Annotated in this window: 24 protein-coding genes; 9 read left to right on the top strand and 15 right to left on the bottom strand. The window is 72.7% G+C overall.

The features are described from left to right. Position 1: 1 nt before the first annotated feature. A complete protein-coding gene (locus ACN28A_RS37360; RefSeq protein ID WP_421403639.1) occupies positions 2 to 1,570 on the bottom strand; it encodes an MFS transporter in 1,569 nt (522 codons plus the stop codon). Between the two features lie 204 nt (positions 1,571 to 1,774). Between ACN28A_RS37360 and ACN28A_RS37365 the strand changes: the two genes are divergently transcribed. Further along, on the top strand, positions 1,775 to 2,539 hold the full coding sequence (locus tag ACN28A_RS37365; RefSeq protein WP_421403641.1) for an SDR family NAD(P)-dependent oxidoreductase: 765 nt from the start codon (positions 1,775 to 1,777) through the stop codon (positions 2,537 to 2,539). A gap of 145 nt (positions 2,540 to 2,684) precedes the next feature. Here ACN28A_RS37365 and ACN28A_RS37370 read toward each other — a convergent pair whose 3' ends face one another. The 8 genes from ACN28A_RS37370 to pgsA form a co-directional block, all read right to left on the bottom strand. Further along, positions 2,685 to 3,020, bottom strand: coding sequence for a cold-shock protein (locus ACN28A_RS37370; RefSeq protein WP_421403643.1), 336 nt, complete (start codon positions 3,018 to 3,020; stop codon positions 2,685 to 2,687). 19 nt (positions 3,021 to 3,039) lie between these two features. Beyond that, positions 3,040 to 3,789 (bottom strand): YebC/PmpR family DNA-binding transcriptional regulator, encoded by a 750-nt coding sequence (locus ACN28A_RS37375; protein ID WP_278062786.1) that lies wholly within the window; start codon positions 3,787 to 3,789, stop codon positions 3,040 to 3,042. Between the two features lie 198 nt (positions 3,790 to 3,987). Next, positions 3,988 to 4,617, bottom strand: a complete 630-nt coding sequence (gene pdxT / locus ACN28A_RS37380) for a pyridoxal 5'-phosphate synthase glutaminase subunit PdxT (RefSeq protein ID WP_421403645.1) — start codon at positions 4,615 to 4,617, stop codon at positions 3,988 to 3,990. 176 nt (positions 4,618 to 4,793) lie between these two features. Beyond that, positions 4,794 to 5,672 carry a pyridoxal 5'-phosphate synthase lyase subunit PdxS gene (gene pdxS / locus ACN28A_RS37385; protein ID WP_421404851.1) on the bottom strand — a complete coding sequence of 293 codons (879 nt, stop codon included), beginning with the start codon at positions 5,670 to 5,672 and terminating at the stop codon, positions 4,794 to 4,796. 293 nt (positions 5,673 to 5,965) lie between these two features. Beyond that, positions 5,966 to 6,469 carry a hypothetical protein gene (locus ACN28A_RS37390; protein ID WP_421403647.1) on the bottom strand — a complete coding sequence of 168 codons (504 nt, stop codon included), beginning with the start codon at positions 6,467 to 6,469 and terminating at the stop codon, positions 5,966 to 5,968. 61 nt (positions 6,470 to 6,530) lie between these two features. Further along, positions 6,531 to 7,691 (bottom strand): glycosyltransferase family 4 protein, encoded by a 1,161-nt coding sequence (locus ACN28A_RS37395; protein WP_421403649.1) that lies wholly within the window; start codon positions 7,689 to 7,691, stop codon positions 6,531 to 6,533. A 13-nt stretch (positions 7,692 to 7,704) separates the two neighbouring features. Then, entirely contained in the window at positions 7,705 to 8,676 is a 972-nt protein-coding gene (locus ACN28A_RS37400; RefSeq protein ID WP_421403651.1) for a phosphatidylinositol mannoside acyltransferase, read from the bottom strand. 111 nt (positions 8,677 to 8,787) lie between these two features. After that, entirely contained in the window at positions 8,788 to 9,417 is a 630-nt protein-coding gene (gene pgsA, locus ACN28A_RS37405; RefSeq protein WP_421403653.1) for a phosphatidylinositol phosphate synthase, read from the bottom strand. A 252-nt stretch (positions 9,418 to 9,669) separates the two neighbouring features. Here pgsA and ACN28A_RS37410 point away from each other — a divergent pair, with 252 nt between their 5' ends. Further along, entirely contained in the window at positions 9,670 to 11,829 is a 2,160-nt protein-coding gene (locus tag ACN28A_RS37410; RefSeq protein ID WP_421403655.1) for an elongation factor G-like protein EF-G2, read from the top strand. Between the two features lie 68 nt (positions 11,830 to 11,897). Here ACN28A_RS37410 and ACN28A_RS37415 read toward each other — a convergent pair whose 3' ends face one another. Further along, the gene (locus ACN28A_RS37415) at positions 11,898 to 12,887 is read right to left on the bottom strand and encodes an aldo/keto reductase (protein WP_421403657.1); all 990 of its coding nucleotides are present in this window, start codon (positions 12,885 to 12,887) and stop codon (positions 11,898 to 11,900) included. Positions 12,888 to 13,011: 124 nt separating this feature from the next. On the opposite strand from ACN28A_RS37415, the gene ACN28A_RS37420 reads away from it, so the two are divergent. Both ACN28A_RS37420 and ACN28A_RS37425 read left to right on the top strand, forming a co-directional pair. Next, positions 13,012 to 13,890: a bifunctional DNA primase/polymerase gene (locus ACN28A_RS37420; protein WP_421403659.1), complete on the top strand. Its 879-nt coding sequence runs from the start codon at positions 13,012 to 13,014 to the stop codon at positions 13,888 to 13,890. An 80-nt stretch (positions 13,891 to 13,970) separates the two neighbouring features. After that, the gene (locus tag ACN28A_RS37425) at positions 13,971 to 15,977 is read left to right on the top strand and encodes a hypothetical protein (RefSeq protein WP_421403660.1); all 2,007 of its coding nucleotides are present in this window, start codon (positions 13,971 to 13,973) and stop codon (positions 15,975 to 15,977) included. A gap of 8 nt (positions 15,978 to 15,985) precedes the next feature. Here ACN28A_RS37425 and ACN28A_RS37430 read toward each other — a convergent pair whose 3' ends face one another. Further along, positions 15,986 to 16,525: an HIT family protein gene (locus ACN28A_RS37430; RefSeq protein WP_421403662.1), complete on the bottom strand. Its 540-nt coding sequence runs from the start codon at positions 16,523 to 16,525 to the stop codon at positions 15,986 to 15,988. Positions 16,526 to 16,568: 43 nt separating this feature from the next. After that, entirely contained in the window at positions 16,569 to 18,617 is a 2,049-nt protein-coding gene (thrS, locus tag ACN28A_RS37435) for a threonine--tRNA ligase (RefSeq protein WP_421403664.1), read from the bottom strand. A gap of 137 nt (positions 18,618 to 18,754) precedes the next feature. On the opposite strand from thrS, the gene ACN28A_RS37440 reads away from it, so the two are divergent. The 3 genes from ACN28A_RS37440 (at position 18,755) to ACN28A_RS37450 (ending at position 22,073) form a co-directional block, all read left to right on the top strand. Then, positions 18,755 to 19,888 carry a class I SAM-dependent methyltransferase gene (locus ACN28A_RS37440; RefSeq protein WP_421403666.1) on the top strand — a complete coding sequence of 378 codons (1,134 nt, stop codon included), beginning with the start codon at positions 18,755 to 18,757 and terminating at the stop codon, positions 19,886 to 19,888. 71 nt (positions 19,889 to 19,959) lie between these two features. Continuing rightward, entirely contained in the window at positions 19,960 to 20,649 is a 690-nt protein-coding gene (locus tag ACN28A_RS37445; protein WP_101366818.1) for a response regulator transcription factor, read from the top strand. Between the two features lie 29 nt (positions 20,650 to 20,678). Continuing rightward, complete coding sequence (locus ACN28A_RS37450; protein WP_421403668.1) at positions 20,679 to 22,073, top strand: ATP-binding protein; 1,395 nt, start codon at positions 20,679 to 20,681, stop codon at positions 22,071 to 22,073. Between the two features lie 419 nt (positions 22,074 to 22,492). Here ACN28A_RS37450 and ACN28A_RS37455 read toward each other — a convergent pair whose 3' ends face one another. Further along, positions 22,493 to 23,518 (bottom strand): adenosine deaminase, encoded by a 1,026-nt coding sequence (locus tag ACN28A_RS37455; protein WP_421403670.1) that lies wholly within the window; start codon positions 23,516 to 23,518, stop codon positions 22,493 to 22,495. A gap of 9 nt (positions 23,519 to 23,527) precedes the next feature. After that, complete coding sequence (locus ACN28A_RS37460; RefSeq protein ID WP_421403672.1) at positions 23,528 to 24,370, bottom strand: trans-aconitate 2-methyltransferase; 843 nt, start codon at positions 24,368 to 24,370, stop codon at positions 23,528 to 23,530. Positions 24,371 to 24,476: 106 nt separating this feature from the next. Between ACN28A_RS37460 and ACN28A_RS37465 the strand changes: the two genes are divergently transcribed. Together ACN28A_RS37465 and ACN28A_RS37470 are read left to right on the top strand one after the other, a co-directional pair. After that, positions 24,477 to 25,460 (top strand): aldo/keto reductase, encoded by a 984-nt coding sequence (locus ACN28A_RS37465; protein WP_421403674.1) that lies wholly within the window; start codon positions 24,477 to 24,479, stop codon positions 25,458 to 25,460. A 40-nt stretch (positions 25,461 to 25,500) separates the two neighbouring features. After that, the gene (locus ACN28A_RS37470) at positions 25,501 to 25,704 is read left to right on the top strand and encodes a hypothetical protein (RefSeq protein ID WP_421403676.1); all 204 of its coding nucleotides are present in this window, start codon (positions 25,501 to 25,503) and stop codon (positions 25,702 to 25,704) included. A 123-nt stretch (positions 25,705 to 25,827) separates the two neighbouring features. Here the strand turns inward: ACN28A_RS37470 and ACN28A_RS37475 are convergent, their stop codons facing one another. Beyond that, entirely contained in the window at positions 25,828 to 26,031 is a 204-nt protein-coding gene (locus tag ACN28A_RS37475; RefSeq protein ID WP_007075740.1) for a cold-shock protein, read from the bottom strand. Positions 26,032 to 26,229 lie beyond the last annotated feature (198 nt).

Consider the following 26,229-nt stretch of genomic DNA (forward strand, 5'->3'; position numbering starts at 1 on the left):
CTCAGGCGGCGACCAGTTCGGGATCGCCCACCGGCTCCGGCGGCAGCACCTGCTCCTCGGCCGAGCGGCCGGGCAGCCAGCGCAACACCACCAGGATGCCGAGGGCGGCGATCACCGCCGACAGTCCGGCGGCCCAGTGCATCGCCGCGACGAAGGCGTCGTTGGCGGCGCCGGTCACCGCCGCGCCGGCCGGGCCGAGCCGCTCGGCGACCGCGTACGCCCCGGAGACCGACTCGGTGGCGGCGTCCCGCACGGGTGCGGGCAGGGTGCGGGCGGCCGGCTCGATCTGGTCCCGGTAGACCCCGGAGAGCACCGAGCCGAGCACCGCTACGCCGAGCGCGCCGGCCACCTGGCGGACGGTGTTGCTTACCGCCGAGCCCACCCCGGCCTTCTCCCGGGGCAGCGCCGACATGATCGACTCGGTCGCCGGCGGCATGATGTTGGCCATCCCGACGCCCTGCACGAAGAAGATCAGACCGATGATCCAGATCGGCGTGCTCGCGGTGGCGAAGGCGAATGCCACGAGCGCGGCCGAGGTCAGGGCCAACCCGGTCACCGCGACGGCCCGACCGCCGTACCGCTTGACCATCGCGGCGCTGCGCGGGGCGAAGACCAGTTGGGCGGCGGCGAAGGGCAGCATCAGCAGGCCGGTCTCCAGCGGGCTGTAGCCACGGACGAGCTGGAGATAGAAGGCGCTGAAGAACATCACGCCCATGGCGGCGAAGAAGACCAGGCCGATCACCGCGACGGGCGCGGCGAACCGGGGTACCCGGAACAGCCGCACGTCGAGCGACGGGAACTCGATCCGACGCTCCCAGGCCACGAAGCCGGCCAGTACGGCGAGTCCGCCGACGATCGAGGCCCAGACCAGCGGCCGGCCGAAGCCGTGCTCACCGCCGTCGATGATGCCGTACGAGAGTGCCACCAGACCGATCACCGAGAGCAGTACGCCCACCACGTCGATCCGACCGGGCTTCGGGTCGCGCGAGTCCGGCACCAGCAGGGCGACCGCGACCAGCCCGATCAGCACCACCGGTACGTTGATCAGGAAGACCGAGCCCCACCAGTAGTTCTCCAGCAGCAGCCCACCCAGCACCGGGCCGATCGCCACGCCGAGGCCGATCGCGCCGGCCCAGACCCCGATGGCGCGACCGCGTTCCCGGGGGTCGAAGACGTTCGAGATGATCGACAGCGTCACCGGCATCACGGCGGCGGCACCGAAGCCCATCAGGGCGCGGGCGCCGATCAGTTGCCCCGGGTTCTGCGCGTACGCCGACAGCAGCGAGGCGAGCCCGAACATCGCCAGGCCGACCAGCAGGAACCACTTGCGCCCGTACCGGTCCCCGAGCACGCCGAAGGTGAAGAGCAGTCCGGCGAAGACCAGGGTGTACGAGTTGATCGACCACTCCAGCTCGCCCTGGCTGGCGCCGAGCCCGTGCACCGGGTCGGCCAGGGTGCGCAGTGCGACGTTCAGGACCGTGTTGTCCAGCACGATCACCAGCAGGCTGACCACGAGCACGCCGAGAATCGCCCAGCGCCTCGGGTGCCCGGTGTTTTCCGTTAACTCCATGCCTTTGTGTCCCCCCGAAACCCCGCGTCGCCGGAATCCGACCGCGGGGAAGTTTTCTGACCGCTCCGACACTAGAGAACAGAGAACCGAAACGGAACCGTTCCGTATCGTATTGTGAGCCGCCTCACCCCCGGACCGGGCCGACCGAACGAGGCGTCCGATCACCGCCAGACGCCGACCCGGCAGGCGATCACGATGGGTGGCATGAGTGACGGCATTGCGGCAAAGACCAGTGTTCTGGATGGAAAGGTAGCGTTCGTCACCGGTGGCAGCCGGGGCATCGGCGCGGCGGTGGCGGTACGGCTGGCCGAGGAGGGCGCCGACGTGGCGCTCAGCTACCAGCGCGACGCCGGGGCGGCCGACGCGGTGCAGGACCGGATCAGGGCGATCGGCCGGCGCGGGCTGGTGATCCAGGCGGACAGCGCCGACCCGGCCGCCGTCGTCGCGGCGGTGGACCGGACGGCCGGCGAGTTCGGCCGGCTCGACATACTCGTCAACAACGCCGGAGCGTTCCTCCTCGGGCCGGTGGCGGAGCTGGGACTCGCCGAGTTCGAGCAGACCGTGGCGGTGAACGTCCGGGCGCCGTTCGTCGCCGCCCAGGCGGCGGCCCGGCACATGGTCCACGGTGGACGGATCATCACGATCGGCAGCAACGTGGCCGAACGGACGCCGTTCCCCGGCTTCGCGCTCTACTCGATGAGCAAGACCGCGATGACCGGGCTGGCCAAGGGACTCGGCCGGGACCTCGGCCCCCGGGGCATCACCGTGAACGTGGTGAACCCGGGACCGACCGACACCGAACTGAACCCGGCGGACAGCCCGATGGCGGAGACGATCCGTGGTCACACCGCCGTCGGCCGGTACGCCACCCCGGTCGAGATCGCCGCCGCGGTCGCCTGGCTGGCCGCCCCCGACAGCGGGTACGTCACCGGTGCGTCCATAAACGTCGACGGCGGCTTCACGATCTGACCTGACCCACCGCCGTGATCACGTAGTGTCCGGCTCGCTCCGGCAGGCCGGACACTACGTGATCACACGGCTCGGCCGAGCCGGTCGGGTGCGGCGGGAACGGCCGGACGATTCCGCTTCGAGGACGTTGGTCCCCGGCACCGGACTAGCCGGCCGGATCGTCGTCGTACCGGATGGTCAGGGTGCTGCGGTAGGCACCCGACGGCTCCTGATCCGGCTGCCGGTCCGGCGGCTCGACCGGACCGTCGGTCCAGACCTTCGTCGCCCGGTACGGGTAGCCGTCCTGTCCGGGCCCTCCGACGGCCTCGGCCCGGAAGAAGACCCGCTGGCCCGCCGAGAGGCTGCGGTAACCGGGGGCGACGAGGGCGGAGAAGTGCACCCAACAGCCGCCCGGGGTCTCCGGGGCGTCCAGCACCCCCCAGCCCCGGTCGGCGTCGAACCGGCGCACCACGCCCTGGCGCACCACGTCCTCGAAAGTCACGGTCGCCCTGCTCGGCCGCTCAGCCGACCGCCGCCATGACCTCGTCGGAGACGTCGAAGTTGCCGTAGACGTTCTGCACGTCGTCGGAGTCCTCGAGCGCGTCGATCAGCTTGAAGACCTTGCGGGCGCCGTCGGCGTCCAGCGGCACGGTCACGCTCGGCACCAGCGAGGACTCCGCCGACTCGTAGTCGATACCGGCGTCCTGCAAGGCGGTCCGCACGGCGATCAGGTCGCCCGGCTCGGAAACCACCTCGAACGCCTCGTCGAGGTCGTTCACCTCCTCCGCCCCGGCGTCGAGTACGGCGAGCAGCACGTCGTCCTCGGAGAGCCCGGCCTTGGGCACGATCACCACGCCCTTGCGGGAGAACATGTACGACACCGAGCCGGCGTCCGCCAGTGAGCCGCCGTTGCGGGTCAGCGCGGTGCGCACCTCGGTCGCGGCACGATTGCGGTTGTCGGTCAGGCACTCGATCAGCAGCGCGACGCCGCCGGGGCCGTACCCCTCGTACATCACCGTCTCCCAGTTCGCGCCCCCGGCCTCCAGGCCGGAGCCGCGCTTGACGGCGCGGTCGATGTTGTCGTTCGGCACCGAGTTCTTCTTCGCCTTCTGGATGGCGTCGAAGAGGGTCGGGTTACCGGCCGGGTCGCCGCCGCCGGTACGCGCCGCGACCTCGACGTTCTTGATGAGCTTGGCAAACATCTTGCCGCGCTTGGCGTCGATGACCGCCTTCTTGTGCTTCGTCGTCGCCCACTTTGAGTGGCCGGACATACCTGACCTCCATCGCTACCCGGCGTCTGTGTCGACTGCACCGCGCGTCATGTTCTCCACGAAGAACCGCCGAACTCCGCGACAATCCTACCGACGCGGTCGCGGCGTGCTGACGACCGGCACGGGTCGGATCAACCCTTCCCGGCCGGGCCGTCCCGATCGCCCGTCCCGATCGCCCCGCTCCGGCTCCCCCGGCGACTACCCGCCGTCAGCGGCCGTGCGGACGAGGTCGACGAACCAGCGGTGCAGGCGGCGATCACCGGTCAACTCGGGGTGGAAGGCGGTGGCCACCGCGTTGCCCTGCCGCACCGCGACGATCCGCCCGGCCGCCGGCCCGGCGCCCACCCGCCCCAACACCTGCACCCCGTCGGCGACCCGCTCGACCCAGGGCGCCCGGATGAAGACGGCGTGGAAGCTCGGCCCCGGAACACCGGCGATCTCCACCGGCGCCTCGAAGGAGTCGACCTGCCGACCGAACGCGTTGCGTCGCACCGTCATCTCGATGCCACCGAAGCTCTGCTGGTCGGGGCGGCCGTCCAGCACCTCGGTCGCCAGCATGATCATGCCTGCGCAGGAGCCGTAGACCGGCATGCCGGCGCCGACCCGCTTGCGGACCGGGTCCAGCAGCTCGAACGTCTCGGCCAGCTTGCTGATGGTGGTCGACTCGCCGCCCGGGATCACCAGGCCGTCGACCTGCTCCAGCTCCTCCGGCCGACGGACCGGCCGGGCGGCCGCGCCGGCCTCGGCCAGCGCGGCCAGATGCTCGCGGACGTCCCCCTGCAACGCCAGAACGCCGACCGTAACCTCCGGCGCGCTCCTCGCGCTCACCAACCCGCTTTTCGCTCGCGACTGCGGGGCTCGCAAACCCGGCTCACTCCTCGCGCTCACCAACCCGCCATCCGCTCGCGACTGCGGGGCTCGCAAACCCGGCTCACTCCTCGCGCTCACCAACCCGCCATCCGCTCGCGACTGCGGGGCTCGCAAACCCGGCTCACTCCTCGCGCTCACCAACCCCGCTCCGCGAGGCGGTGCGGCACCGGGATGTCGTCGACGTTGATCCCGACCATCGCCTCGCCGAGCCCGCGCGACACCTTGGCCAGCACGTCCGGGTCGTCGTAGAAGGTGGTCGCCTTGACGATCGCGGCGGCCCGCTGGGCCGGGTTGCCGGACTTGAAGATCCCGGAGCCGACGAAGACCCCCTCCGCGCCGAGCTGCATCATCATCGCCGCGTCGGCCGGAGTGGCGATGCCACCGGCGGTGAAGAGCACCACCGGCAGCTTCCCGGTCTCGGCCACCTCCCGGACCAGCTCGTACGGCGCCTGCAACTCCTTGGCCGCGACGTACAGCTCGTCGGTGGGCAGCGAGGTGAGGCGGCGGATCTCGTCGCGGATCTTCCGCATGTGCGTGGTCGCGTTGGAGACGTCGCCGGTGCCCGCCTCACCCTTGGAGCGGATCATGGCCGCGCCCTCGGTGATCCGGCGCAGCGCCTCGCCCAGGTTCGTGGCACCGCAGACGAACGGCACGGTGAACGCCCACTTGTCGATGTGGTTGGCGTAGTCGGCCGGGGTCAGCACCTCGGACTCGTCGACGTAGTCCACGCCGAGCGCCTGGAGCACCTGCGCCTCGACGAAGTGCCCGATCCGGGCCTTGGCCATCACCGGGATGGAGACGGCGTTGATGATGCCGTCGATCATGTCCGGGTCGCTCATCCGGGAGACGCCGCCCTGGGCCCGGATGTCGGCCGGTACCCGCTCCAGCGCCATCACCGCGACGGCACCGGCATCCTCGGCGATCTTCGCCTGCTCGGCGGTGACCACATCCATGATCACGCCACCCTTGAGCATCTCGGCCATACCCCGCTTGACCCGCGCGGTGCCGACCACTCCGGTGGCGCTGACGGTCTGCTCTCCAGCCGCGGTCGGCTGGCCGGAACCGGACTGGGCGGTGGATTCGGACACGGCGTTCTCGCTCCTCGACAGTGCTTCGGGGGTGGATTCGCGCTCGATGCTACGCGGAGTGCAACGCCGGACCGACAGCCAATCAGACCCCGGGTGGCCTGCCGTGTGGCCGGGCTCACCCTGCTGGCCGCACCGGGGCGGCCGCCCGAGCCGCGTCGGGACGGCCAGCCGGTACCGCCGGTGCCGCGTCAGCCGACCTCAGCCGACCTCAGCTGACCTCAGCCGACCGAGAGTTCCGGACGGCTGCTCAGGGTCGGGTCGTCGATGTCGAAGTAGCGCGGCAGCTCGTGCTTGCGGGACATCCGGAACAGCCGTACGACGGGGCGGCGGCGCAGCGAGAGCGCATCGCGTACCAGGTCGGTGTGCACCTGACGGGCCAGCGCGAGCCGCCGGCTGGCCCCGATCACCGCCGTGGCGGCCGGCTCCTCCGGCTCCAGCGGGCCGGCCCGCAACTGCCGGGTCAGGTCGTTCTCGGCGGCCTCCCGTTCGTCCCCCTCGGCGTCCAGGGCGATCCGGGCCGCCGCGTACAGCTCGACCGCGTACCGCTCCTCGGCAAGTACCGCGGCGGCGGCCGCCCGGCGCAGCAGGTGCGCGTCGAGCGCACGGGACGCCGAACGTACCCGCAGGTGCATCCGGTCGACCCGGGCCGCGATCCAGACCAGGTACGCCGTTGTCAGGACGAGCGCCACCGCACCGCCCACCACCCACCACATGCCCGGCATCGTAGTGCGGCCCCACTTCCGTCCTCGTGGCACGTCACCGGCACCGGCCGGGACGATCCGGTCAGACCGGCTCGATCCACTCCTCGTCCAGCACCCGGCCGTCGGTCGCCTCGATCGCCGTGGCGTACACCTCGAGCACCCGGCGGGCGACCGTCGGCCAGTCGAAGGCCGCGACCACCTCCCGGGCGCAGGCCGACAGCTCGGTACGGCGTACCGGGTCGTCGAGCAGGTTGCCGAGGGTGTCCCGCAGCGCCGCCGAGTCCCCGGTGCGGAAGAGTTCCCCGGCCCGGCCCCCGTCCAACACCCGACGGAAGGCGTCCAGGTCGCTGGCCACCACCGCCGCCCCGGCGGCCATCGCCTCGGTCAGGATCATCCCGAAGGACTCCCCGCCGGTGTTCGGTGCGACATAGAGGTGCACGCTGCGCAGCATGCGCGCCTTGTCCGGTTCCGAGACCTGGCCGAGGAAGGTGATCCGGTCCCGCAACTCGTCCGGTACGCCCTCGTGCAGTTCGGCCTCGTCGCCCGGACCGGCGACCAGCAGGCGCAGCCCCGGGCGCTGCGCGGCGAGCCCCACGAACGCGTCCCGGAGTACCCCGAAGCCCTTGCGCGGCTCGGTGAACCGGCCGAGGAAGCCGAGCGTGCCGCCGCTGCCCGGCTCGCACGGGCCCGGCCAGCCGGGCAGCGGCTCGGCGTCGGCGAACTTCGCCACCGCCACCCCGTTGGGGATCTCCACCGCCCCGCCGCCGAGGTGCTCGACCTGGACCTTGCGGGCCAGCGCGCTCACCGCGATCCGGGCGGTGATCCGCTCGACGGCGAACTGCAACACCCCCTGCGCGGCGGCCAGCGCCCGGGACCGGGTCATCGCGGTGTGGAAGGTCGCCACCACCGGTCCCCGGGCGGAGAGGACGGCGAGCAGCGAGAGGCTGAGCGTGAACGGCTCGTGCACGTGCAGCACGTCGAACCGGCCCCGGGACAGCCACCGCCGGACCCGGGCGGTGGAGACCGGCCCGAAGCTGATCCGGGCGACCGACCCGTTGTACGGCAACGGCACCGACCGGCCGGCCGACACCACGTACGGCGGCAGCGGCGAGTCCTCGTCCGCCGGTGCCAGCACGCTCACCTCGTGGCCGAGCCCGATCAGCGCCTCGGCGAGGTCGACCACGTGGTTCTGCACCCCGCCGGGGACGTCGAAGGAGTACGGACACACGATGCCGATCCGCACTGCGGCTCCCCCCTCAGGCCGGTTCGGAGATCGACGGCGTACCCGCTGTTCCCGGCACCGCCCCGGCCGTCCCGCTCGGACCGGCCACCCCGGCGGTCCTGGCCGGCTCGTCGATCCAGACCCGTTGCAGCATGTGCCAGTCTTCCGGGCGCTCCGCGATGCCCTCGGCCAGGTGGTCGGCGATCCGCTGGGTCAGCGCCCGGACCCGCTGGTCGAGCGGCCCGGTCTGCTGCGCCGGCACCTCCAGCGGCCCGATCAATCGGCCCCGGGGGCCCGCCGGGTCGTACCAGAGGGCCGCCACGTAGAGCGGTGCGCCGGTCCGGATCGCCAGCAGGGCCGGGCCGGCCGGCATCCGGGCCTGGCCGCCGAAGAACCGCACCGGCACCCCGCGCGCCGACAGGTCCCGGTCGGCGAGCAGCGGTACCAGGTAGCCGGCGGCGACCCGCTCGGCGAGTACCTCGAAGGGTGTCCGGGGGCCGCCGTGGGTGGGCAGGATCTCCATGCCGAGCCGGCGCCTGAAGTCGAGGAACCGCTCGTAGACGCCCTCGGGCCTGAGCCGCTCCATCACGGTTGCGACCGGCCAGCCTTTCGCGGCCACCCAGGCACCGGCGGCGTCCCAGTTGCCGGAGTGCGGCAGCGCCACCACAACGCCCCGGCCGGCCGCCATCTCGGCGGCGAGCAGTTCCTCGCCGTCGAGCCGGAAGTCCTCGCGGAGCTGCGCCCGGCTGCGCGACGGCAGCCGGAACATGTCCAGCCAGTAGCGGGCGTACGAGCGCAGGCCCCGGCGGACCAGCTCCTCCAGGGCGGCCTCCGGCAGCTCGGGTCCGACCACCCGGCGCAGGTTGGCGGCGAGCCGGCGACTTCCCGGACCACGCCGCCGGTACGCCTGGTCGGCGGCGGCCCGGAACAGCGCGGCCGCGACCGGCCGGGGCAGGGCGCGTACCGCCCGCCAGCCGGCCAGGTAGGCGAACTCGACCGGAGTCACCGGCCGCCCCGGCGCACTCTCACGCCGCCGCCCGCCGGGCCGGGCGGACCCGAGCCGGCCGGCCTGTGGCCGGCTGCCCGGGGCGGGCTGTGGCCGGCTGCCCGGGGCGGGTCACGCGTCCACGCCCAACTCGGCGCGCTGGGCCTGCCGGTAGACGTGCGTCATCCGCTGCCCGACGGTGAAGACCGAGACGGCGGCGAGCAGCCAGAGCGCGGTGACCAGCGCCCAGCTCAGTCCCAGGCCGGTGAGCAGCCCGCCGACGCCGACGATCAGCAGCCGCTCGGTCCGCTCGGCGATGCCGACGTTGCAGGTCATCCCGAGCCCCTCGGCGCGGGCCTTCACGTACGAGACGAGACCGCCGGCGACCAGGCAGATCAGCGCGGCGGCGACCCCGACGCGGTCGTCCTGGGTGGCCAACCAGTAGGCGACGGCGCCGAAGACGGCACCGTCGGAGACCCGGTCCATGCTCGAGTCGAGGAACGCGCCGAACCGGCTCGACCCGCCGCGCATCCGGGCCATCGTGCCGTCGAGCAGGTCGGTGAGGGCGAAGAAGGTGACCACCAGCGCCCCGGCCACCAGATGGCCGCGGGCGCCGAGCAGCACCGATCCGAGCACCACCCCGAGCGTCCCGGCAACGGTGACGGCGTTGGGCGTCACCCCGACCCGCAGCAGGGTCCGGGCGATCGGTTCGACGACGCGGGTCATGCCGGCCCGGGCCGACACCTGGAAGATCTTCGCCATGGCCGTCCCACCATAACGGGCCGCGAACGGCCACGGTACGCCCGGTGGCGCCTAGTTCACGCCGCAGGCTTGTGTCACGACTTGTACGGGTGTGAGATCTGAGCAGGGGACGTGACGTCGCTCACCTGTCACCCGGCACGTCTCCGGCAGCACGGCAGGCCACCCGAGGATATCGCCGCGGAGTCGCCAGGGCAGCTCCCCCGTCGCACGCGGCGGTCGCCACCAACCACCGGCTTAGGGAGGTGCGCCCCGATGGCGCAGAAGAGTTCGGAGAAAGGGGTCACCGGCCCGGCGCCGGTGGTGGACGAGCCCGGCAGGGTTCGCAACGTGGTGCTCGTCGGGCACTCCGGGGCGGGGAAGACGACCCTGGTCGACGCCCTGCTCGCGGCGACCGGCACGATCTCGCGGCCCGGTGCGGTCGTCGACGGCACCACGGTCTGCGACCACGACCCGGCGGCGGTACGCCAGCAGCGCTCGATCAGCCTGGCCTGCGCGCCGCTGGTGCACGACGACGTCAAGGTCAACCTGCTGGACACCCCGGGTTACGCGGACTTCGTCGGCGAACTCCGGGCCGGACTGCGGGCGGCCGACGCCGCGCTCTTCGTCGTCTCGGCGGTGGACGGGATGGACGGCGCGACCGCCGCGCTCTGGCAGGAGTGTGCCGCCGTCGGGATGCCCCGGGCCGTCGCGGTGACCCGGCTGGACCACCAGCGGGCCGACCTGGACGAGACGGTGGCGCTCTGCCAGCGGGTCTTCGGCGACAACGTACTCCCGCTCTACCTGCCGATGCTGGACGACGACGGTGTGCGGGTGGTCGGTTTGATGGGCCTGATCACCCGCCGGGTCTTCGACTACTCGGCCGGGCTGCCGGCGGCGGTCCGCGACCCCGATCCCGAGCACCTGCCGGCGATCGGCGAGGCCCGCAACGAGCTGATCGAGGGGATCATCGCGGAGAGCGAGGACGAGACCCTGCTGGACCGCTACCTCGGCGGCGAGGAGATCGAGACGCGGGTCCTGATCGACGACCTGGAGAAGGCGGTGGCCCGGGGGCACTTCTATCCGGTGGTGCCGGTCTGCGCGGAGACCGGGCTCGGCCTCGACGCCCTGCTGGAACTGCTGACCGCGGCCTTCCCGACCCCGCTGGAGCACGACCTGCCGACCGTCACCGGCGTCGACGGTTCGGCGCAGCCGCCGCTGAGCTGCGACCCCGACGGCCCGCTGGTGGCCGAGGTGGTCAAGACCACCATCGACCGGCACGTCGGCCGGGTCTCCCTGGTCCGGGTCTTCTCCGGCACGCTCCGCCCGGACCAGGTGGTGCACGTCTCCGGGCACGGCATGGCCGAGCGCGGCCATCCGGACCACGACGCCGACGAGCGGATCGCGCACGTCTACTCCCCGCTCGGCGCCGCGCTGCGCGAGGTGCCGCACTGCGTGGCCGGCGACATCTGCGCGATCACCAAGTCGGGTACGGCGGAGACCGGCGACACCCTATCCGGCAAGGAACAGCCGCTGCTGATCGCGCCCTGGGAGATGCCCGAGCCGCTGCTGCCGGTGGCGATCGTGGCGAAGAGTCGGGCCGACGAGGACGCGCTGGCCAAGAACCTGGCCCGGCTGGTCGCCGGTGACCCGACGATGCGGCTGGAACGCAACCCGGAAACCCACCAGCTGGTGCTCTGGTGCATGGGCGAGGCGCACGCCGAGGTGGTGCTCGACCGGCTCCGTGGCGGCGGGGTGGACCTGGAGACCGAGCCGGTGCGGGTCGCGCTGCGGGAGACCTTCGCGGTCGCCTCGAAGGGGCACGGCCGGCACGTCAAGCAGTCCGGTGGGCACGGCCAGTACGCGGTCTGCGACATCGAGGTGGAGCCGCTGCCCCGGGGCGCGGGGTTCGAGTTCGCCGACCGGGTGGTCGGCGGCGCGGTGCCGCACAACTACATCCCGTCGGTGGAGAAGGGGGTACGCACCCAGATGGGCCGGGGCATCGTCGCCGGCGCTCCGGTGGTGGACCTGAGGGTGACCCTGGTGGACGGCAAGGCGCACAGCGTCGACTCCTCCGACGCCGCCTTCCAGACCGCCGGCTCGCTGGCGCTGCGGGACGCGGCGGAGAAGGGCCAGGTGACCCTCCTGGAGCCGGTCGACGAGGTGCTGGTCCGGGTGCCGGACGCCAACGTGGGTGCGGTGATGAGCGACATGTCCGGCCGGCGCGGCCGGGTGCTCGGCACCGAACCCGACCCGGGCGGTACCGACCACACGCTGGTCCGGGCCGAGGTGCCGGCCACCGAACTGCTCCGGTACGCCGTCGAACTGCGCTCGATGACCGCCGGCGGCGGCACCTTCCGGCGCACCTTCGCCCGCTACGAGCCGATGCCGAGCCACCTCGCCGACCAGATCCGCAAGGAACACAGCACCCGCTGAGGTGTGAGGAAGGGCCCCCGCTACGACAGAGAACGACAAGCGGGGACCCTTCCTTGGACCCGGGGCGTTCAGGGGGTGGCGAGTAGGCGTTGGACCTCGGCGAGTTGGTCGGCCGGCAGCGGCCCGTGGGCCAGCGCGCCGACGTTCTCCTCCACCTGGGCGACGGTCCGGAAGCCGGGGATCGGCACGGTCCGGTCACTGCGTGCCCAGAGCCAGCCGAGCGCGCCCTGGGCGAGGGTGCGGCCGTCCGAGGTGAGCACGTCCCGGACGGCGGCGACCCGGGCCAGGAACTCCGGCGCCGGCCGGCCGTCCCGGAACCAGTCCAGCCAGGCGGGGGCGAGCCCGCGTACGTCGTCGGCGGCCAGCCTGCTCGACTCGGTGAACTTGCCGGAGAGCAGCCCCATCGCCAGCGGCCCCCGGTTGATGCTGGCCAGGTCGTGGCGCTCGCAGACGGCGAGCACCTCCGGCGAGTCCTGCAAGACCGAGAAGGAGTGCTGCACGGCGGCGCAGTGCGTACCGTCGGCACCCCAGGCGGCGGCCCGGTCGGGCAGGTCGGTGCTCCAGCCGTACGCCCGGATCCGGCCCTCGGTCACCAGTTCCTCCAGGGTGCCGAGCAGTTCGGCGGCCTGGTCGAGCGGAAGGTCGCCGAGGTGTAGCTGGTAGAGGTCGATCCGGTCGGTCTCCAGCCGGCGCAGCGAGGCGGTGACCGCCCGGCGCAGGTAGTCCGGCGACCCGTCCGTCCCGGTCATCTGCCGGGTCGGCTCGTCGTAGGTGTTCCCCCACTTGGTGGCGATCACCACCTCGTCCCGGTGTCCGGCCAGGGCGCGGGCCAGGATCCGCTCGCTGTGCCCGGTGCCGTAGACGTCGGCGGTGTCGAAGAAGGTGACGCCGAGGTCGAGGCCGCGGCGGATCGCCCGGATCGACTCGTCGTCGTCCACCTGTCCCCAGCCGAGCGGCTGGTCGCCCAGGTGCCATACGCCCCCGATGGCCCAGCAGCCGAGGCCGAGGGCGCTCACCTCGATGCCGCTGCGGCCCAACACGCGCGTGTTCGTATTCATGGCGGAAAGCGTTCCACATCGCACGGTCCCGCCCCATCGAGAATTGCGGTCGCGGACGCGACTGTCGATAGGACAGGTGTTCGAATATCCTGGCAGTGGGTATCCGGCCGGTGAGGAGGTCGGGATGGGACCGCTCGGGATGTCACCGCTGCTGCGTGCCGCTCTGGAGTACGCCGCCGCCGGGATTCCCGTGCTGCCGCTGCACTCCCCGACCGGGACCGGTTGCAGTTGCGGGCGGCCCGACTGCGATCGGCCCGGCAAGCATCCGCGCTGGCACCGCAGCCTGCTCCGACGGGGCCTGCACGACGCCAGTACCCGTGCGGAGCTGATCCGGCGGTGGTGGACCCGGTGGCCGGACGCCAACCTGGCGCTGCGTACCGGCGACCGCTTCGACGTGTGCGACGTCGACCCGCCCGGCGGGGTCGCCGCGCTGCGCGCCCTGGTACGGGACCGGCGGATCACCGGGCCGGTGGTCCGGACCGGTTCCGGCGGCTGGCACCTCTACCTGCGCCCGACCGGCGCCGGGAACCGGACCGGACTGCTGCCCGGCGTCGACTGGCGCGGGGCCGGCGGCTATGTCGTCGCCCCACCGTCCAGGCACGCCAGCGGCCGGGACTACCGCTGGATCCGCCCACCGGCGGTGCCGCTCGCCGACTGCCCGCCGGAGTTGACCGTGCTGCTCTTCCCGCCCGCACCACGCCGGTCGACGGCCGGCACCGCCGACCGGGTCCGGCACCCCGACCGGTACGGCTGCGCCGCGCTCGCCGCCGAGGCAGGCAGCGTCGCCGTCGCGCCCGTCGGCACCCGCAACAGCACGCTCTACCGGGCGGCGTACCAGCTCGGGCAGCTCGCCGCGCTGGACCTGCTCGACGACCGCGACATCACCGCCGTGCTTGCCGACGCCGCCCGGCGCAGCGGACTCGGCCGGTACGAGACCGCCCGGACGATCCGCTCCGGGCTGCGTACCGGTCGGCGGCATCCCCGGCCCGGCCTGGCCGCCTAGCCGAGGCGACCGCCGCCAGCCGAGGCGAGGGCCCTCGGTGCGGCACCGGCGGCGTTGCCCGATCGCACTACCGTGTACCGATGGCCGTGCGACTGTCGCTGGAACAGGTGCCCCCGTCTGCTGTGGACCGGCTGGCAGCGGTGTCGGCGGCGGCGTACAGCCCGCACGGTGGCCTGCTGGCGATTGGCGGCGAGGACGGGCTGGTCCGGCTCTGGGACGCGGCCGGAGACCGGCTGATCCGGGTACTCGACACCCGACCCGACAGCGACACCCGACCCGACAGCGACGCACGGCCCGGCAGCGACGCACGGCCCGGCAGCGACGCACGGCCCGGCAGCGACATCGACGGTGACGGTGCCCCACGGGTGCTGGCGGTCGGCTTCGGTGGCGGTCGGCCGCCCGTGCTCGCGGCAAGTCTCGACGCCGGCCGGGTGCTCGTGTGGAGCCCGACCGACGGCCGGCGGCTCGGCACGATCACCACGGGCGAGCGGAACGTCCGCTCGATCGCCCTGCATCCCGACCGCCGCCTGCTCGCCGCCGCAGCCGACGACCGGGTGCTGCTCTGGGACGCGACGACCGGTCGGCTGCTGCGGAGCTTCACCGGGCACACCGACCAGGTGACGCAGGTCACCTTCAACCTGACGGGAAGCCGGTTGGTCAGTGCCGGCCTGGACGGTATCCGGCTGTGGGACGCGACCGACGGACGGCTCGTCCGCCAGTTCCACGGCCACCCGGGCAGCTTGACGACGGTCGCGATCGACCCGGCCGGAGAGCGGTTGGCCGGGACCGGCCCGACCGCGCGGACGGTACGGATCTGGCACGTCCACACCGGGCGGGAGCTGGCCGGGCTCGACTGCCGGGGCGACACGCCGGCATCCGTGGCGTTCAGCCCGGACGGTCGACTGCTGGCGTTCGGCAGCCCGAGCCGTAGCCTGCGGATCTGGGACACCGCCTCCGGAGCCGAGCTGTGCGCACTCACCGGGCGCCGGATGAGCCTCGTCTGCGCCGTGGCCTTCAGCCCGGACGGCGGGCACCTGCTGACCCTCGCCCATCCGGCCCGCCGGCCGCCACCGCCGTCATCAACCCCGGCAGCGCCGTCACCGGCGCCGGCGAAATTCTTCGACCGGACGTTCGCCCGCTGGCGGACCCGGGAGGTCGCTGTCGAGCCGGACCGCGTGCTCGTGATCGCCTCCGGCGAGGAACGGATCCTGCCCCATCCGCGTGCGGTGCGCTCGGTGGCGTTCGCCCCGGACGGAAGCCGGCTGGTGAGCAACGACGGCACCGTACGGGTGTGGCGGCTCGACGGCGGCGCAGTCCCGGTCACGGTCGGCACGGCAAACGTACTCGCGCACGTCGGGTGGAGCCCGGACGGCAGCCTGCTCGCGTACGTCCGGGACATCAGCACGGTGGCGCTCGCGGACCCGGCGACCGGCCGCGAACTCCGGAGTCGGGCCTGCCTCGGCCTCGCCGTGTCGGGTCTGGCGTTCAGCCCGGACGGCAGCCGGCTCGCCGGCTCGCTCGGCGACCACTCGATCGCCCTCTGGGACCCGTCGACGGGCCGCGAGCTGCGGCGGCTCGCCGGCCCACCGTCGGTGACGAGCGCGGGCTCGTCCACGATGGCGTTCAGCCCCGAGGGCACCCTGCTGGCCACGGGTGCCGACAACGGCACCAACGCGCTGCACCTGTGGCAGCTCGACACCGGAAGCCTCCAGCAGGTGCACGGACACACCGGTCACGTCGCCGCGGTCGCCTTCGACCCGTCCGGTGCCCGGCTCGCCAGCGGTGGTGCCGACCGGTCGGTGGTGCTGTGGGACGTCGCCACCGGTGGCGAGATCACCGAATTGACCGAGCACCCCGGCCGGCTGTGGGCGGTGGCGTTCAGTCCGGACGGCGGCCGGCTGGCCACCGCCTGCTCCGACGGGGTGGTCTATCTCCGCGAGCCGGTGACCGGATCGCCGACCCACCGCCTGGTCGGCCACTCGGGAGCGGTGCTGTCGGTCGCCTTCAGCCCGGACGGCGGCCGGCTGGCCACCGCCGGGGCGGATGCGACCGTCCGGGTATGGAAGCTGCCGCCCGTCCGCGGCTGACGACGTCGCTACCGCCCGTCCGCGGCTGACGACGTCGCTGCCGTCCAGGCTGTGGCGAGCAGGGTACGGGTCTCCGCCAGCAACTGCGGCAGTACCTTGGTCCGGGCGATCACCGGCATGAAGTTGGCGTCCCCGCCCCACCTCGGCACCACGTGCTGGTGCAGGTGGGCGGCGATCCCGGCGCCGGCGACGCCGCCCTGGTTCATCCCGATGTTGAAGCCGTGCGCGTTGCTGACCCGCCGGACCACCCGCATCGCCGTCTGGGTGCAGCCGGCCAGTTCCACCGTCTCCGCGCTGTCCAGCTCGGTGTAGTCGGCGACGTGCCGGTACGGGCAGACCAGCAGGTGCCCGGGGTTGTATGGATAGAGGTTCAGCACCACGAACACCCGCTCGCCCCGGTGCACCACCAGGTTCTCCTCGCCCTCCCGCTCCGGGGCGAGGCAGAACGGGCAGCCGGCCGGCTTCTCGTGCCCCTCCCCCGGCCGGTCCGGACCGGAGATGTAGGTCATCCGGTGCGGGGTCCAGAGCCGGTCGAGGCCGTCGGGCATGCCGATTTCCGCGTGGGGCGCCGCGCCTGTCACGCCGACGATCCTACGACCCGGCCTCGCCACCGGCCGGTTCGGCGGTCGGGCCGGCGTTGACCCGGGACCGGACCACCTCGACCACGTGTGCCACCGCCTCGTGCAGCGGTACGCCGTTGCGCTGCGAGCCGTCCCGGTAGCGGAACGAGACCGCTCCGGCCTCCACGTCGGCGTCCCCGGCGATCGCCATGAACGGGATCTTCTGCTGCTGGGCGGTCCGGATCTTCTTCTGCATCCGGTCGTCCGAGGTGTCGACCTCGGCCCGGATCCCCTCGGCGCGCAGCGCGGCGACGAACCCGTGCAGGTGGCTGGCGTGCTCCTCGCGGATCGGGATGCCGACCACCTGCACCGGGGCGAGCCAGGCCGGGAAGGCTCCGGCGTAGTGCTCGGTCAGTACCCCGAAGAAGCGCTCGATCGAGCCGAAGAGCGCCCGATGGATCATCACCGGGCGCTGCCGGGTGCCGTCGGCGGCCTGGTATTCCAGGCCGAACCGCTCGGGCTGGTTGAAGTCGACCTGGATGGTGGACATCTGCCAGGTACGCCCGATCGCGTCCTTGGCCTGCACGCTGATCTTCGGCCCGTAGAAGGCCGCGCCGCCCGGGTCCGGCACCAGGTCGAGCCCGGACGCCTCGGCGGCGGTGCGCAGCGCCTCGGTCGCCTCCGCCCAGTCCTCGGCGGAGCCGATGAACTTCGGCGAGTCGTCCCGGGTCGACAGCTCCAGGTAGAAGTCGTCCAGCCCGTAGTCGCGGAGCAGGTCGAGGACGAAGGCGAGCAGCGTGGTCAGCTCGCCCGGCATCTGCTCCCGGGTGCAGTAGATGTGCGAGTCGTCCTGGGTGAGCCCGCGTACCCGGGTCAGCCCGTGCACGACACCGGACTTCTCGTACCGGTAGACGGTGCCGAACTCGAAGAGCCGCAGCGGCAGTTCCCGGTACGACCGCCCGCGCGCCCGGAAGATCAGGTTGTGCATCGGGCAGTTCATCGCCTTGAGGTAGTATTCCGCGCCCTCGAGTTTCATCGGCGGGAACATGGTGTCGGCGTAGTACGGCAGGTGGCCGGAGGTCTCGAAGAGCTGCGCCTTGGTGATGTGCGGCGAGTTGACGAACTCGTAGCCGGCCGCCTCGTGCCGCCGCCGCGAGTAGTCCTCCAGCTCCCGCCGGATGATCCCGCCCCTGGGGTGGAAGACCGCCAGGCCGGAGCCGATCTCGTCGGGGAAGCTGAACAGGTCCAGCTCGGCGCCGAGCTTGCGGTGGTCGCGCCGGGCCGCCTCCTCCAGCACCTTCAGGTACGCCTTGAGCGCGTCCCGGGTCGGCCAGGCGGTGCCGTACACCCGCTGGAGCTGCGGGTTGCGCTCGTTGCCCCGCCAGTAGGCGGCGGCCGAGCGCATCAGCTTGAACGCGCCGATCAGCCGGGTGCTGGGCAGGTGCGGCCCCCGGCACAGGTCGGACCAGCAGGGCTTGCCGCTCTCGGCGTCCAGGTTGTCGTAGATGGTGAGTTCGCCGGCACCGACCTCCATCACCTCGCCCGCGTCGAAGCCGGCCCCGCCGCCCTCGGTCCCGGCGCCCTTGACCTCGATCAACTCAAGCTTGAACGGCTCGTCGGCCAGCTCGGTCCGGGCCTCGTCCAGGCTGTCGAAGCGGCGCCGCCGGAACCGCTGGCCGGACTTGACGATCTCCTGCATCCGCTTCTCCAGCCGGTCGAGGTCCTCCGGCTGGAACGGGCGGTCGACGTCGAAGTCGTAGTAGAAGCCGTTGTCGATCGGCGGACCGATGCCGAGCTTTGCCTCCGGGAAGATGTCCTGGACCGCCTGGGCCAGCACGTGCGCGGTGGAGTGCCGCAGCACGTTCAGCCCGTCCGGCGAGTCCAGCCGGACCGGCTCGACGACGGTCTCCACCTCGGGCGCCCAGTCCAGGTCGCGGAGCTGCCCGGCCGGGTCGCGGACCACCACGATCGCCCCGGGGCCGGCGTGCGGCAGTCCCGCCGCGGCCACCGCCTCGGCCGCCGTCGTCCCGGCCGGCACGACGACGGGGTCGACACCGACGGGGGTACGGGCTTGGGACACGGTGGCTCCTTACGATCGTGGACGAATCGGACAGCGCCGACGGGATCGGCTCGTCCAGATGCTATCGGTCCTGCGTTTTCCTCCTCCCGGCGCCGCTGCCTCGGCGTTAGATTGACGCCGTGGCACCCGTGGACGCCGTGAGCGCGCTTCAGCGTAGATACCAGACCTTCTTCGGCACCGGGCCGGGCGTACCCTTCGCGGTCGCGCCGGCCGGCGGCCCGGTGCGGACCTTCGGCACCGGCGAGCCGCAGTTCACCATCGTGGTCAAGGACGAGCGGGGCGCCAAGGCGCTGGCCGCGCTGGACCAGTTCGCCGTCGCCGTGGCCTACCTACAGGGGTCGCTGGACGTGGAGGGCGACCTGGCGGCGGCGCTGCGGATGCGGTCGTTCTTCACCGACCGGCATCCGATCGCCTTCCTCGGCAGGTTCCTGCCGGCACTGCTGCGCGGCCGGCGGGAGGACGACCGCCGGGCCATCTCGCACCACTACGACGAGGACTCGGATTTCTTCCTGACCTTCCTCGACCACCGGCACCGCTGCTACACCGAGGGGGTCTTCGCCTCCGACGACGAGCCGCTGGAAGACGCGATGACCCGCAAAATGGACCTGGCGCTGGAGGCGATCGGGGTCGGGCCGGGCGATCACGTGTTGGAGGTCGGCGGCGGCTGGGGCGCCTTCAGCGAGCACGCCGCCCGCAAGGGGATCAGGGTCACCACCACGACCCTGTCGGTGGAGTCGGAGCGCTTCCTCACCGACCTGTTCGACCGCGAGCGGCTGCCGGTACGGGTGGTCCGGGAGCACATCTTCGGCTACTCCCCCGGCGAGCGCTACGACGCGATCGTCAACATGGGGGTCACCGAGCACCTGCCCGACTACCGCACCACGCTGCGCAAGTACGCCGAGCTGCTCCGGCCCGGCGGCCGGGTCTACCTGGACGCGCTGGCGATGCGCCGCAAGCACATCGTCTCCACCTTCATGAAGCGGTACGTCTATCCGGGCGGTTCGGCCCCGCTGCTGCTGCACCAGTACCTGCGGCACGTGGCGCAGTCGCCGTTCGAGCTGCTGAACCTGGTCGACGACCGGCACAACTACTACCTGACCTGCCGGGAGTGGGCGCTTCGGCTGGACGACGCCCGGGACGAGATCGTGCGGCGCTGGGGGGAGCCGCTGTACCGGCGGTTCCGGCTCTTCCTCTGGGGTTCGGCGGCCGGCTTCGACACCGGGATGGTCCAGGCGTACCGCTGGGTGCTGCAACTGCCGCCGGCCCGGTAGCCACCCGGACCGGCCGGTCCGGCGTTCGGCCGCCGATTCACCCGACTTGCCACGGGCAGTACGGTCATCAGGTGGCCACCGTCCTCCTGGTCGAAGACGACCATGTCGTACGCGGCGCCATGCTGCGCTCCCTGGCCGACCGCGGGCACGCCGTGCACGCCGTCGGTACGGCGCTCGACGCGCTGCGCCGGGTCGCCGCCGAAACCCCCGACCTGGTCGTACTCGACCTGGGGCTGCCCGATCTGGACGGCGCGGACGCGCTGCGGATGCTCCGTGGCATCACCGACGTCCCGATCATCATCGCCACCGCCCGGGACGACGAGCAGGCGATCGTCCGGCTGCTCCGGGCCGGCGCCGACGACTACATGGTCAAACCGTTCACCGGCGCCCATCTGGACGCCCGGATCACCACCGTGCTCCGCCGGGTCGGCCGGGCGAGCCGGACCGTCGAGCCGGCCGTACACTCCGTCGGCGGGCTGCGGATCGACGTCGGCGAACGGAGCGCACACCTCGACGGGGTGCCCCTGGCGCTGACCCGCAAGGAGTTCGACCTGCTGGCCTATCTCGCGGCACGGCCCGGCCGGGTAGTGTCCCGCCGGGAACTCTTGGAGGAGGTATGGCGGCAGCCATCGGTCGGCGAGGATCAGACAATCGACGTACATCTGTATTGGCTCCGCCGCAAAATGGGCGAGTCCGCGGCGAAACCGCGCTACCTGCGCACCGTGCGGGGGGTCGGGTTCCGGTTGGTGGTACCGGACTGAGGCTGGCGCTGGCCTACCTCGGGGCCGGCATGACCACGATCGTCGCGCTCGCCTTCCTGATCCCGCTCGGCACCGCGCTGCAACGCGACGCCCGGGAGGACGCGCTCGGTGACGCCGCCCGGCGTGGCGCGGTGGTCACCGGCGCGCTGGCGGTCGGCGCCGACGCCGCGGCGGTCCGCCGGGTCGTCGAGTCCACCGCCGGCAACACCGGCAACCCGCCGGTGGTGCACGGCCTCGCGGTCGGCGGCACACCCCGGGCCGCCGACGGCGACGTCGACCGGGCGATCCGGACCGGCAAGCCGGTCGTCGCCGAGGTGACCGGCGGAGTGGTCCGGCTCGAACCGGTACCGGTCGCCGGCCGGGTGCTGGTGGTCGAGGTCTTCGTCCCCGAGGCGGCACTGAGCGCCGGTGCCGGCGGTACCTGGCTGATGCTGATCCTGGTGGCGATCGGGCTGGTGGTCGCCTCGGTGATCGTGGTGGACCGGCTGGCGGCCAGGGCGGTCGCCTCGGCCCGGGGGCTGGTGCAGGCGGCCCTCGCGGTCGGCGACGGCGACCTGGACGTACGCATCCAACCGAGCGGCCCCCGGGAGCTGGCCGAGGCCGGGTACGCCTTCAACCGGATGGCGGACCGGCTGGTCACCTCCCGCACCGACGAACGCGAACTCGTGGCCGACCTGTCACACCGGCTGCGTACCCCGCTGACCGTGCTGCGGCTGGACGCCGACGCGCTCGACTCCGACGACACGAGCGTCGGCTCGTTCAGCGCGGCGGAGCTGGACCGGCGCCGCACGATCCGGCGGATCCGGCAGGCGATCGTGACGCTGGAGGGCGAGATCGACGTACTGATCAACACCACCCGGAAGACGGTCGCCCAGGAGGCGGCGCCGGGCAGCTGCGACGTCAGCGAGGTGGTCCGGGACCGGATGGTCTTCTGGTCCGCGCTGGCCGGCGACCAGAACCGGTCGCACCGGGTGATCGGCGCGCACACCCGGATCCCGGTGCCGGTGCCCCGGGCCGAGCTGGCCGCGGCGCTGGACGCGGTGCTCGGCAACGTCTTCCGGTACACCCCGCAGGGCACCGCCTTCGAGGTCGCGGTCACCCGTCGGGACGGCTACATCGCGGTCCGGGTGGACGACGCCGGGCCGGGGATCGCCAACCCGGACCGGGCGCTGCGCCGGGGTGCCAGCGACCGGGGCTCCACCGGGCTCGGCCTGGACATCGCCCGCCGGGTCGCCCAGCAGGCGAACGGCTCGGTGAGCATCGACCGGGCCCGGCTCGGCGGCGCGAGCGTGGTCATGCTGCTGGCCGATCCGGACGCGGCACCCCGGCAGGTGAGCCGGTTCGGCCTGGTCGGCCGGCTGGCCCGGGAGAAGGAGACCGGTACCCGCCGCCGGTGGTCCCGGCAGCGCTCCACCGGCGACTGACCCCGGGTCCGGGGCGGGGCTGTCACGGCCGGGCGCGGGTCGGTCGGGATGCGGTTTCCCGGCCGGACCGCGCGCTCCGGCAGAGAGTTTCTGGTTCCGTGCAAGTCTTCCTTAGGTCTGGATTAACGCTCCGCCGAGCGTCCCGTCGCGATGGCAGCATCTAATCCGATCCCATCGGAACTCCACGGGCCAGCACCCACAGATGTTTGCCCCAAACCCGGCACGTGGAGCCTGGCGCGCGGCGGAAGCACGGTCCCCCACACCTGGTTTCCGTCGCGCGCCGATCAACCGGCAGGGGTCGGCGGGGACGTCGGGTCAGGCGTACCGGCCGGTCTCCCGCCCCATGATCGCTGGCCCGGCGCGGCCGCCCGCAGCACCCCGCGCCGGGCCAGCCTGTGTTTCCAGGGCTGGCGGCCGGGTCAGGGCCGGTACGCGGCCAGGTAGGCGTCCAGCTCGCCGAGCAGCTTGTCCTGTTCCGGTGCCGACAGGAACGAGGCGGTGACCGCGTTGCGGGCCAGCCCGGTCAGCCCGGCGGCGTCGAGGTCGAGCAGCCGGGCGGCCACCGCGTACTCGTCGTTCAGGGTGGTGCCGAACATCGGCGGGTCGTCGGAGTTCACCGTCACCAGCACACCCGCCTCGACCAGCCGGGGCAGCGGGTGCTCCTCGATCGCACCGACCGCCCGGGTCCGGACGTTGGAGGTGGGGCAGACCTCCAGCGGGATCTGCCGCTGCGCCAGATGCGTCAACAGTGCCGGGTCCTGGGCCGCCGAGATGCCGTGCCCGATCCGCTCGGCGCCGAGGGTGTGCAGCGCGTCCCAGATCGTCCCCGGCCCGGTGGTCTCGCCGGCGTGCGGCACGGAATGCAGCCCGGCCGCCCGCGCCTGGTCGAAGTACGGCTTGAACTGTGGCCGGGGCACGCCCATCTCCGGACCGCCGAGCCCGAAGCTGACCAGCCCGTCCGGCCGCTCGTCGAGGGCGATCCGCAGGGTCTGCTCGGCCGCCGGCAGTCCCGCCTCGCCGGGGATGTCGAAGCACCAGCGCAGCGAGATGCCGAGTTCGGTCTCGGCGGCCCGCCGGGCGTCCTCGATCGCCTCGCAGAACGCCGGAGCCGGAATCCCCCGGTGCACGTGCGAGTACGGCGTCACCGTCAGCTCGGCGTACCGGACCTGCTGGCGGGCGAGTTCCCGGGCCACCTCGTAGGTGAGCAGCCGGACGTCGGCCTGGTCCCGGATCAGGTCGACCACGCTGAGGTAGATCTCGACGAAGTGGGCGAAGTCGCGGAACTCGAAGTAGCCGGCGAGCGCCTCCGGGTCGGCCGGCACCCGGGTCCGGCCCTCGTGCCGGGCGGCCAGCTCCGCCACGATGCGCGGCAGCGCGGAGCCGACGTGGTGCACGTGCAGCTCCACCTTGGGCAGTCCGGCGATGAAGGCCGTAAGGTCGGTCACGAATACTCCCTACTGGGCTGCGCCCGACCGGCGGGTGCCGGTGCGGGCGACGAAGAAGACGCGGCGGAACGGGAACTGCACCAGCCCGTGCCGGGCCGGGTACGCCCGCGCCAGCCGCTCGGCCAGCGCGGCCCGGAAGTCGGCCCAGTCCCGTCCGGAACCGCCGAGCGCGGCCCGGAACGGGCGCAGTGCCGTCCCGGCCATCCAGCTCAGCACCGGATGGTCGGTGCCGCCGGAGGTGGCCGGAAGCAGGTGCACGTAGGTAGTTTCCCAGGCGTCGACGGCGCAGTCCGCACCGGTCAGCAGGTCCGCGTAGCCGGCGGCGTCGGAGACCGGTTCGGCCCGGAGCAGGTCGGCGAGGTGCCGCCAGCGCGCAAGCTCGGCCACCTCCCGCAGCGCGCGGTGCGAGGGCGCGTCGAAGTTTCCCGGCACCTGCACCGCCAGCCAGGCACCGGCGGGCAGCTCGCGGGCCCAGCGCAGCAGCAGTTCGTCATGCCCGGGCACCCACTGCAACACCGCGTTGCAGACCAGCACGTCGACGTCGGGGCCGGGCGTCCAGTCCCGGGCGTCGGCCAGGGCGAACTCGACTCCGCCGCACCCGGTTCCGCCGCACCCGACACCGCCGCCGGCCGGATCGCCGGACGTGGCGGCGGCGATCATCTCGGCCGAGGAGTCGAGTCCGACGACCCGGGCGGCCGGCCAGCGGGTCGACAGGGTCGCGGTCAGGTGGCCGGGGCCGCAGCCCAGGTCGACGACGGTCCGGGGGCGCTCGGCGGCCACCCGGGCGAGCAGGTCGACGAAGGGCCGGGAGCGCTCGTCGCCGTACCGGAGATAGCTGGCCGGATCCCACATGACACACCTCCAAACCGTACGTACGTCTTGTTCACCATACCGGCAATCCACCGACCGCGTGCCGTCCCCGGCAGGGCCGGAGCCGCCCCGGGATAGGCTCCCCGGCGTGGAGAAGCGGAGATTCCCGCGGTTGAACCGCGAGGTCGGCGTGGTCGGGCTCGGCGCCTGGCAGCTCGGCGCCGACTGGGGCCAGGTCAGCGAGTCCGAGGCCATGGCGGTGTTGACCGCCGCCGTCGAACGGGGCGTCACCTTCCTGGACACCGCCGACGTCTACGGCGACGGGCGCAGCGAGCAACTGATCGGCCGGTTCCTCCGGGAGCGGCCGGACGCCGGGCTCACCGTCGCGACCAAGATGGGCCGCCGGGTGCCGCAGACCCCCGAGGCGTACGTGCTGGAGAACTTCCGGGCCTGGACCGACCGGTCCCGGGCCAACCTCGGGGTGGACGTACTGGACCTGGTGCAGTTGCATTGCCCGCCCAGCCCGGTCTTCTCCACCGACGCCGTCTACGACGCGCTGGACACCCTGGTCGCCGAGGAACGCGTCCGGGCGTACGGGGTGAGTGTGGAGACCTGCGACGAGGCGCTCGCCGCGATCGCCCGCCCCGGGGTGGCTAGCGTGCAGATCATCCTCAACGCGCTGCGGCACAAGCCGGTCGAGCGGGTACTACCCGCCGCGCTCGCCGCCGGGGTCGGCATCATCGCGCGGGTACCGCTGGCCAGCGGCCTGCTCTCCGGCCGGTACGACGAGCACACCAGCTTCGCCGACGACGACCACCGCAACTACAACCGGCACGGCGAGGCGTTCGACGTCGGCGAGACGTTCTCCGGAGTGGACTACCGGACCGGGCTGGCGGCGGTGCGGCGGCTGCGTCCGGCGGTGCCGGAGGGTGCCACGATGGCGCAGTTCGCGCTCCGCTGGATCCTCGACCGGCCCGGCGTCACGGTCGTCATCCCCGGCGCCCGCAACGCCGAGCAGGCCCACGCGAACGTCGCCGCCGCCGCGCTGGCACCGCTGCCGGCCGGGGCGAACGCCACGGTGGACGAGGTCTACGCCGAACTGGTCCGTCCGCAGGTGCACGACCGCTGGTGATCCCGCGGGACAGGGCTTCCGGAAAGGAGCAGTGGACCAGGTGAAGGGATGGCTCCCGCTCACGCTCGGGCTGCTGGCCGTGGTGGTCGGCGCCGTGTGGACGTTGCAGGGCCTGGGCCGGTTGGGCGGCAGTGTGATGAGCGGCGAACCGCTCTGGGCCGTGATCGGTCCGCTCGTGGTCGTGGCCGGGCTGGTGCTGGTGGTGCTGGGTCTGCGGGCCCGCAACCGGAACACCCCGTCCTGACCGGCGATACGGCCGGGCCAGCGGTACGGGCAGCGGAAACGCGTCGAGCCCCGCAGGGCGCGGGGCTCGACGTGGATCCCAAAGCAGTCGAAACTCGGGCCGGCGGGGCCGGCCGTCACGGAATCAGATGGGGCGAACCTGCTCCGCCTGCGGCCCCTTCTGGCCCTGAGCGATCTCGAACTCCACCCGCTGGTTCTCCTCCAGCGTGCGGTAGCCGCTGGTCTGGATGGCCGAGAAGTGGACGAACACGTCAGCACCCCCGCCGTCGACGGTGATGAAGCCGAAGCCCTTGTCTGCGTTGAACCACTTCACGGTTCCCTGCGCCATGTGTATCTCCTTCTAAAACTGGCGGCCGAGCACGCCGTGCGGCCGGTTGGCCGTTTTCGAGCAGCGGCGCCTTGAGTCGGCCCCCACGAAGGAGGACTTCCCTCGACCACGCTGTCTCTCAACAGCGTGGAACAGCAAACCACGTACGCAAAAACTTCGCATAGCCTACCCGACGAAATTCTCCGACATGTGACCTGA

This window comes from Plantactinospora sp. WMMB782 (genome assembly GCF_049179135.1).
Lineage (GTDB): Bacteria > Actinomycetota > Actinomycetes > Mycobacteriales > Micromonosporaceae > Plantactinospora.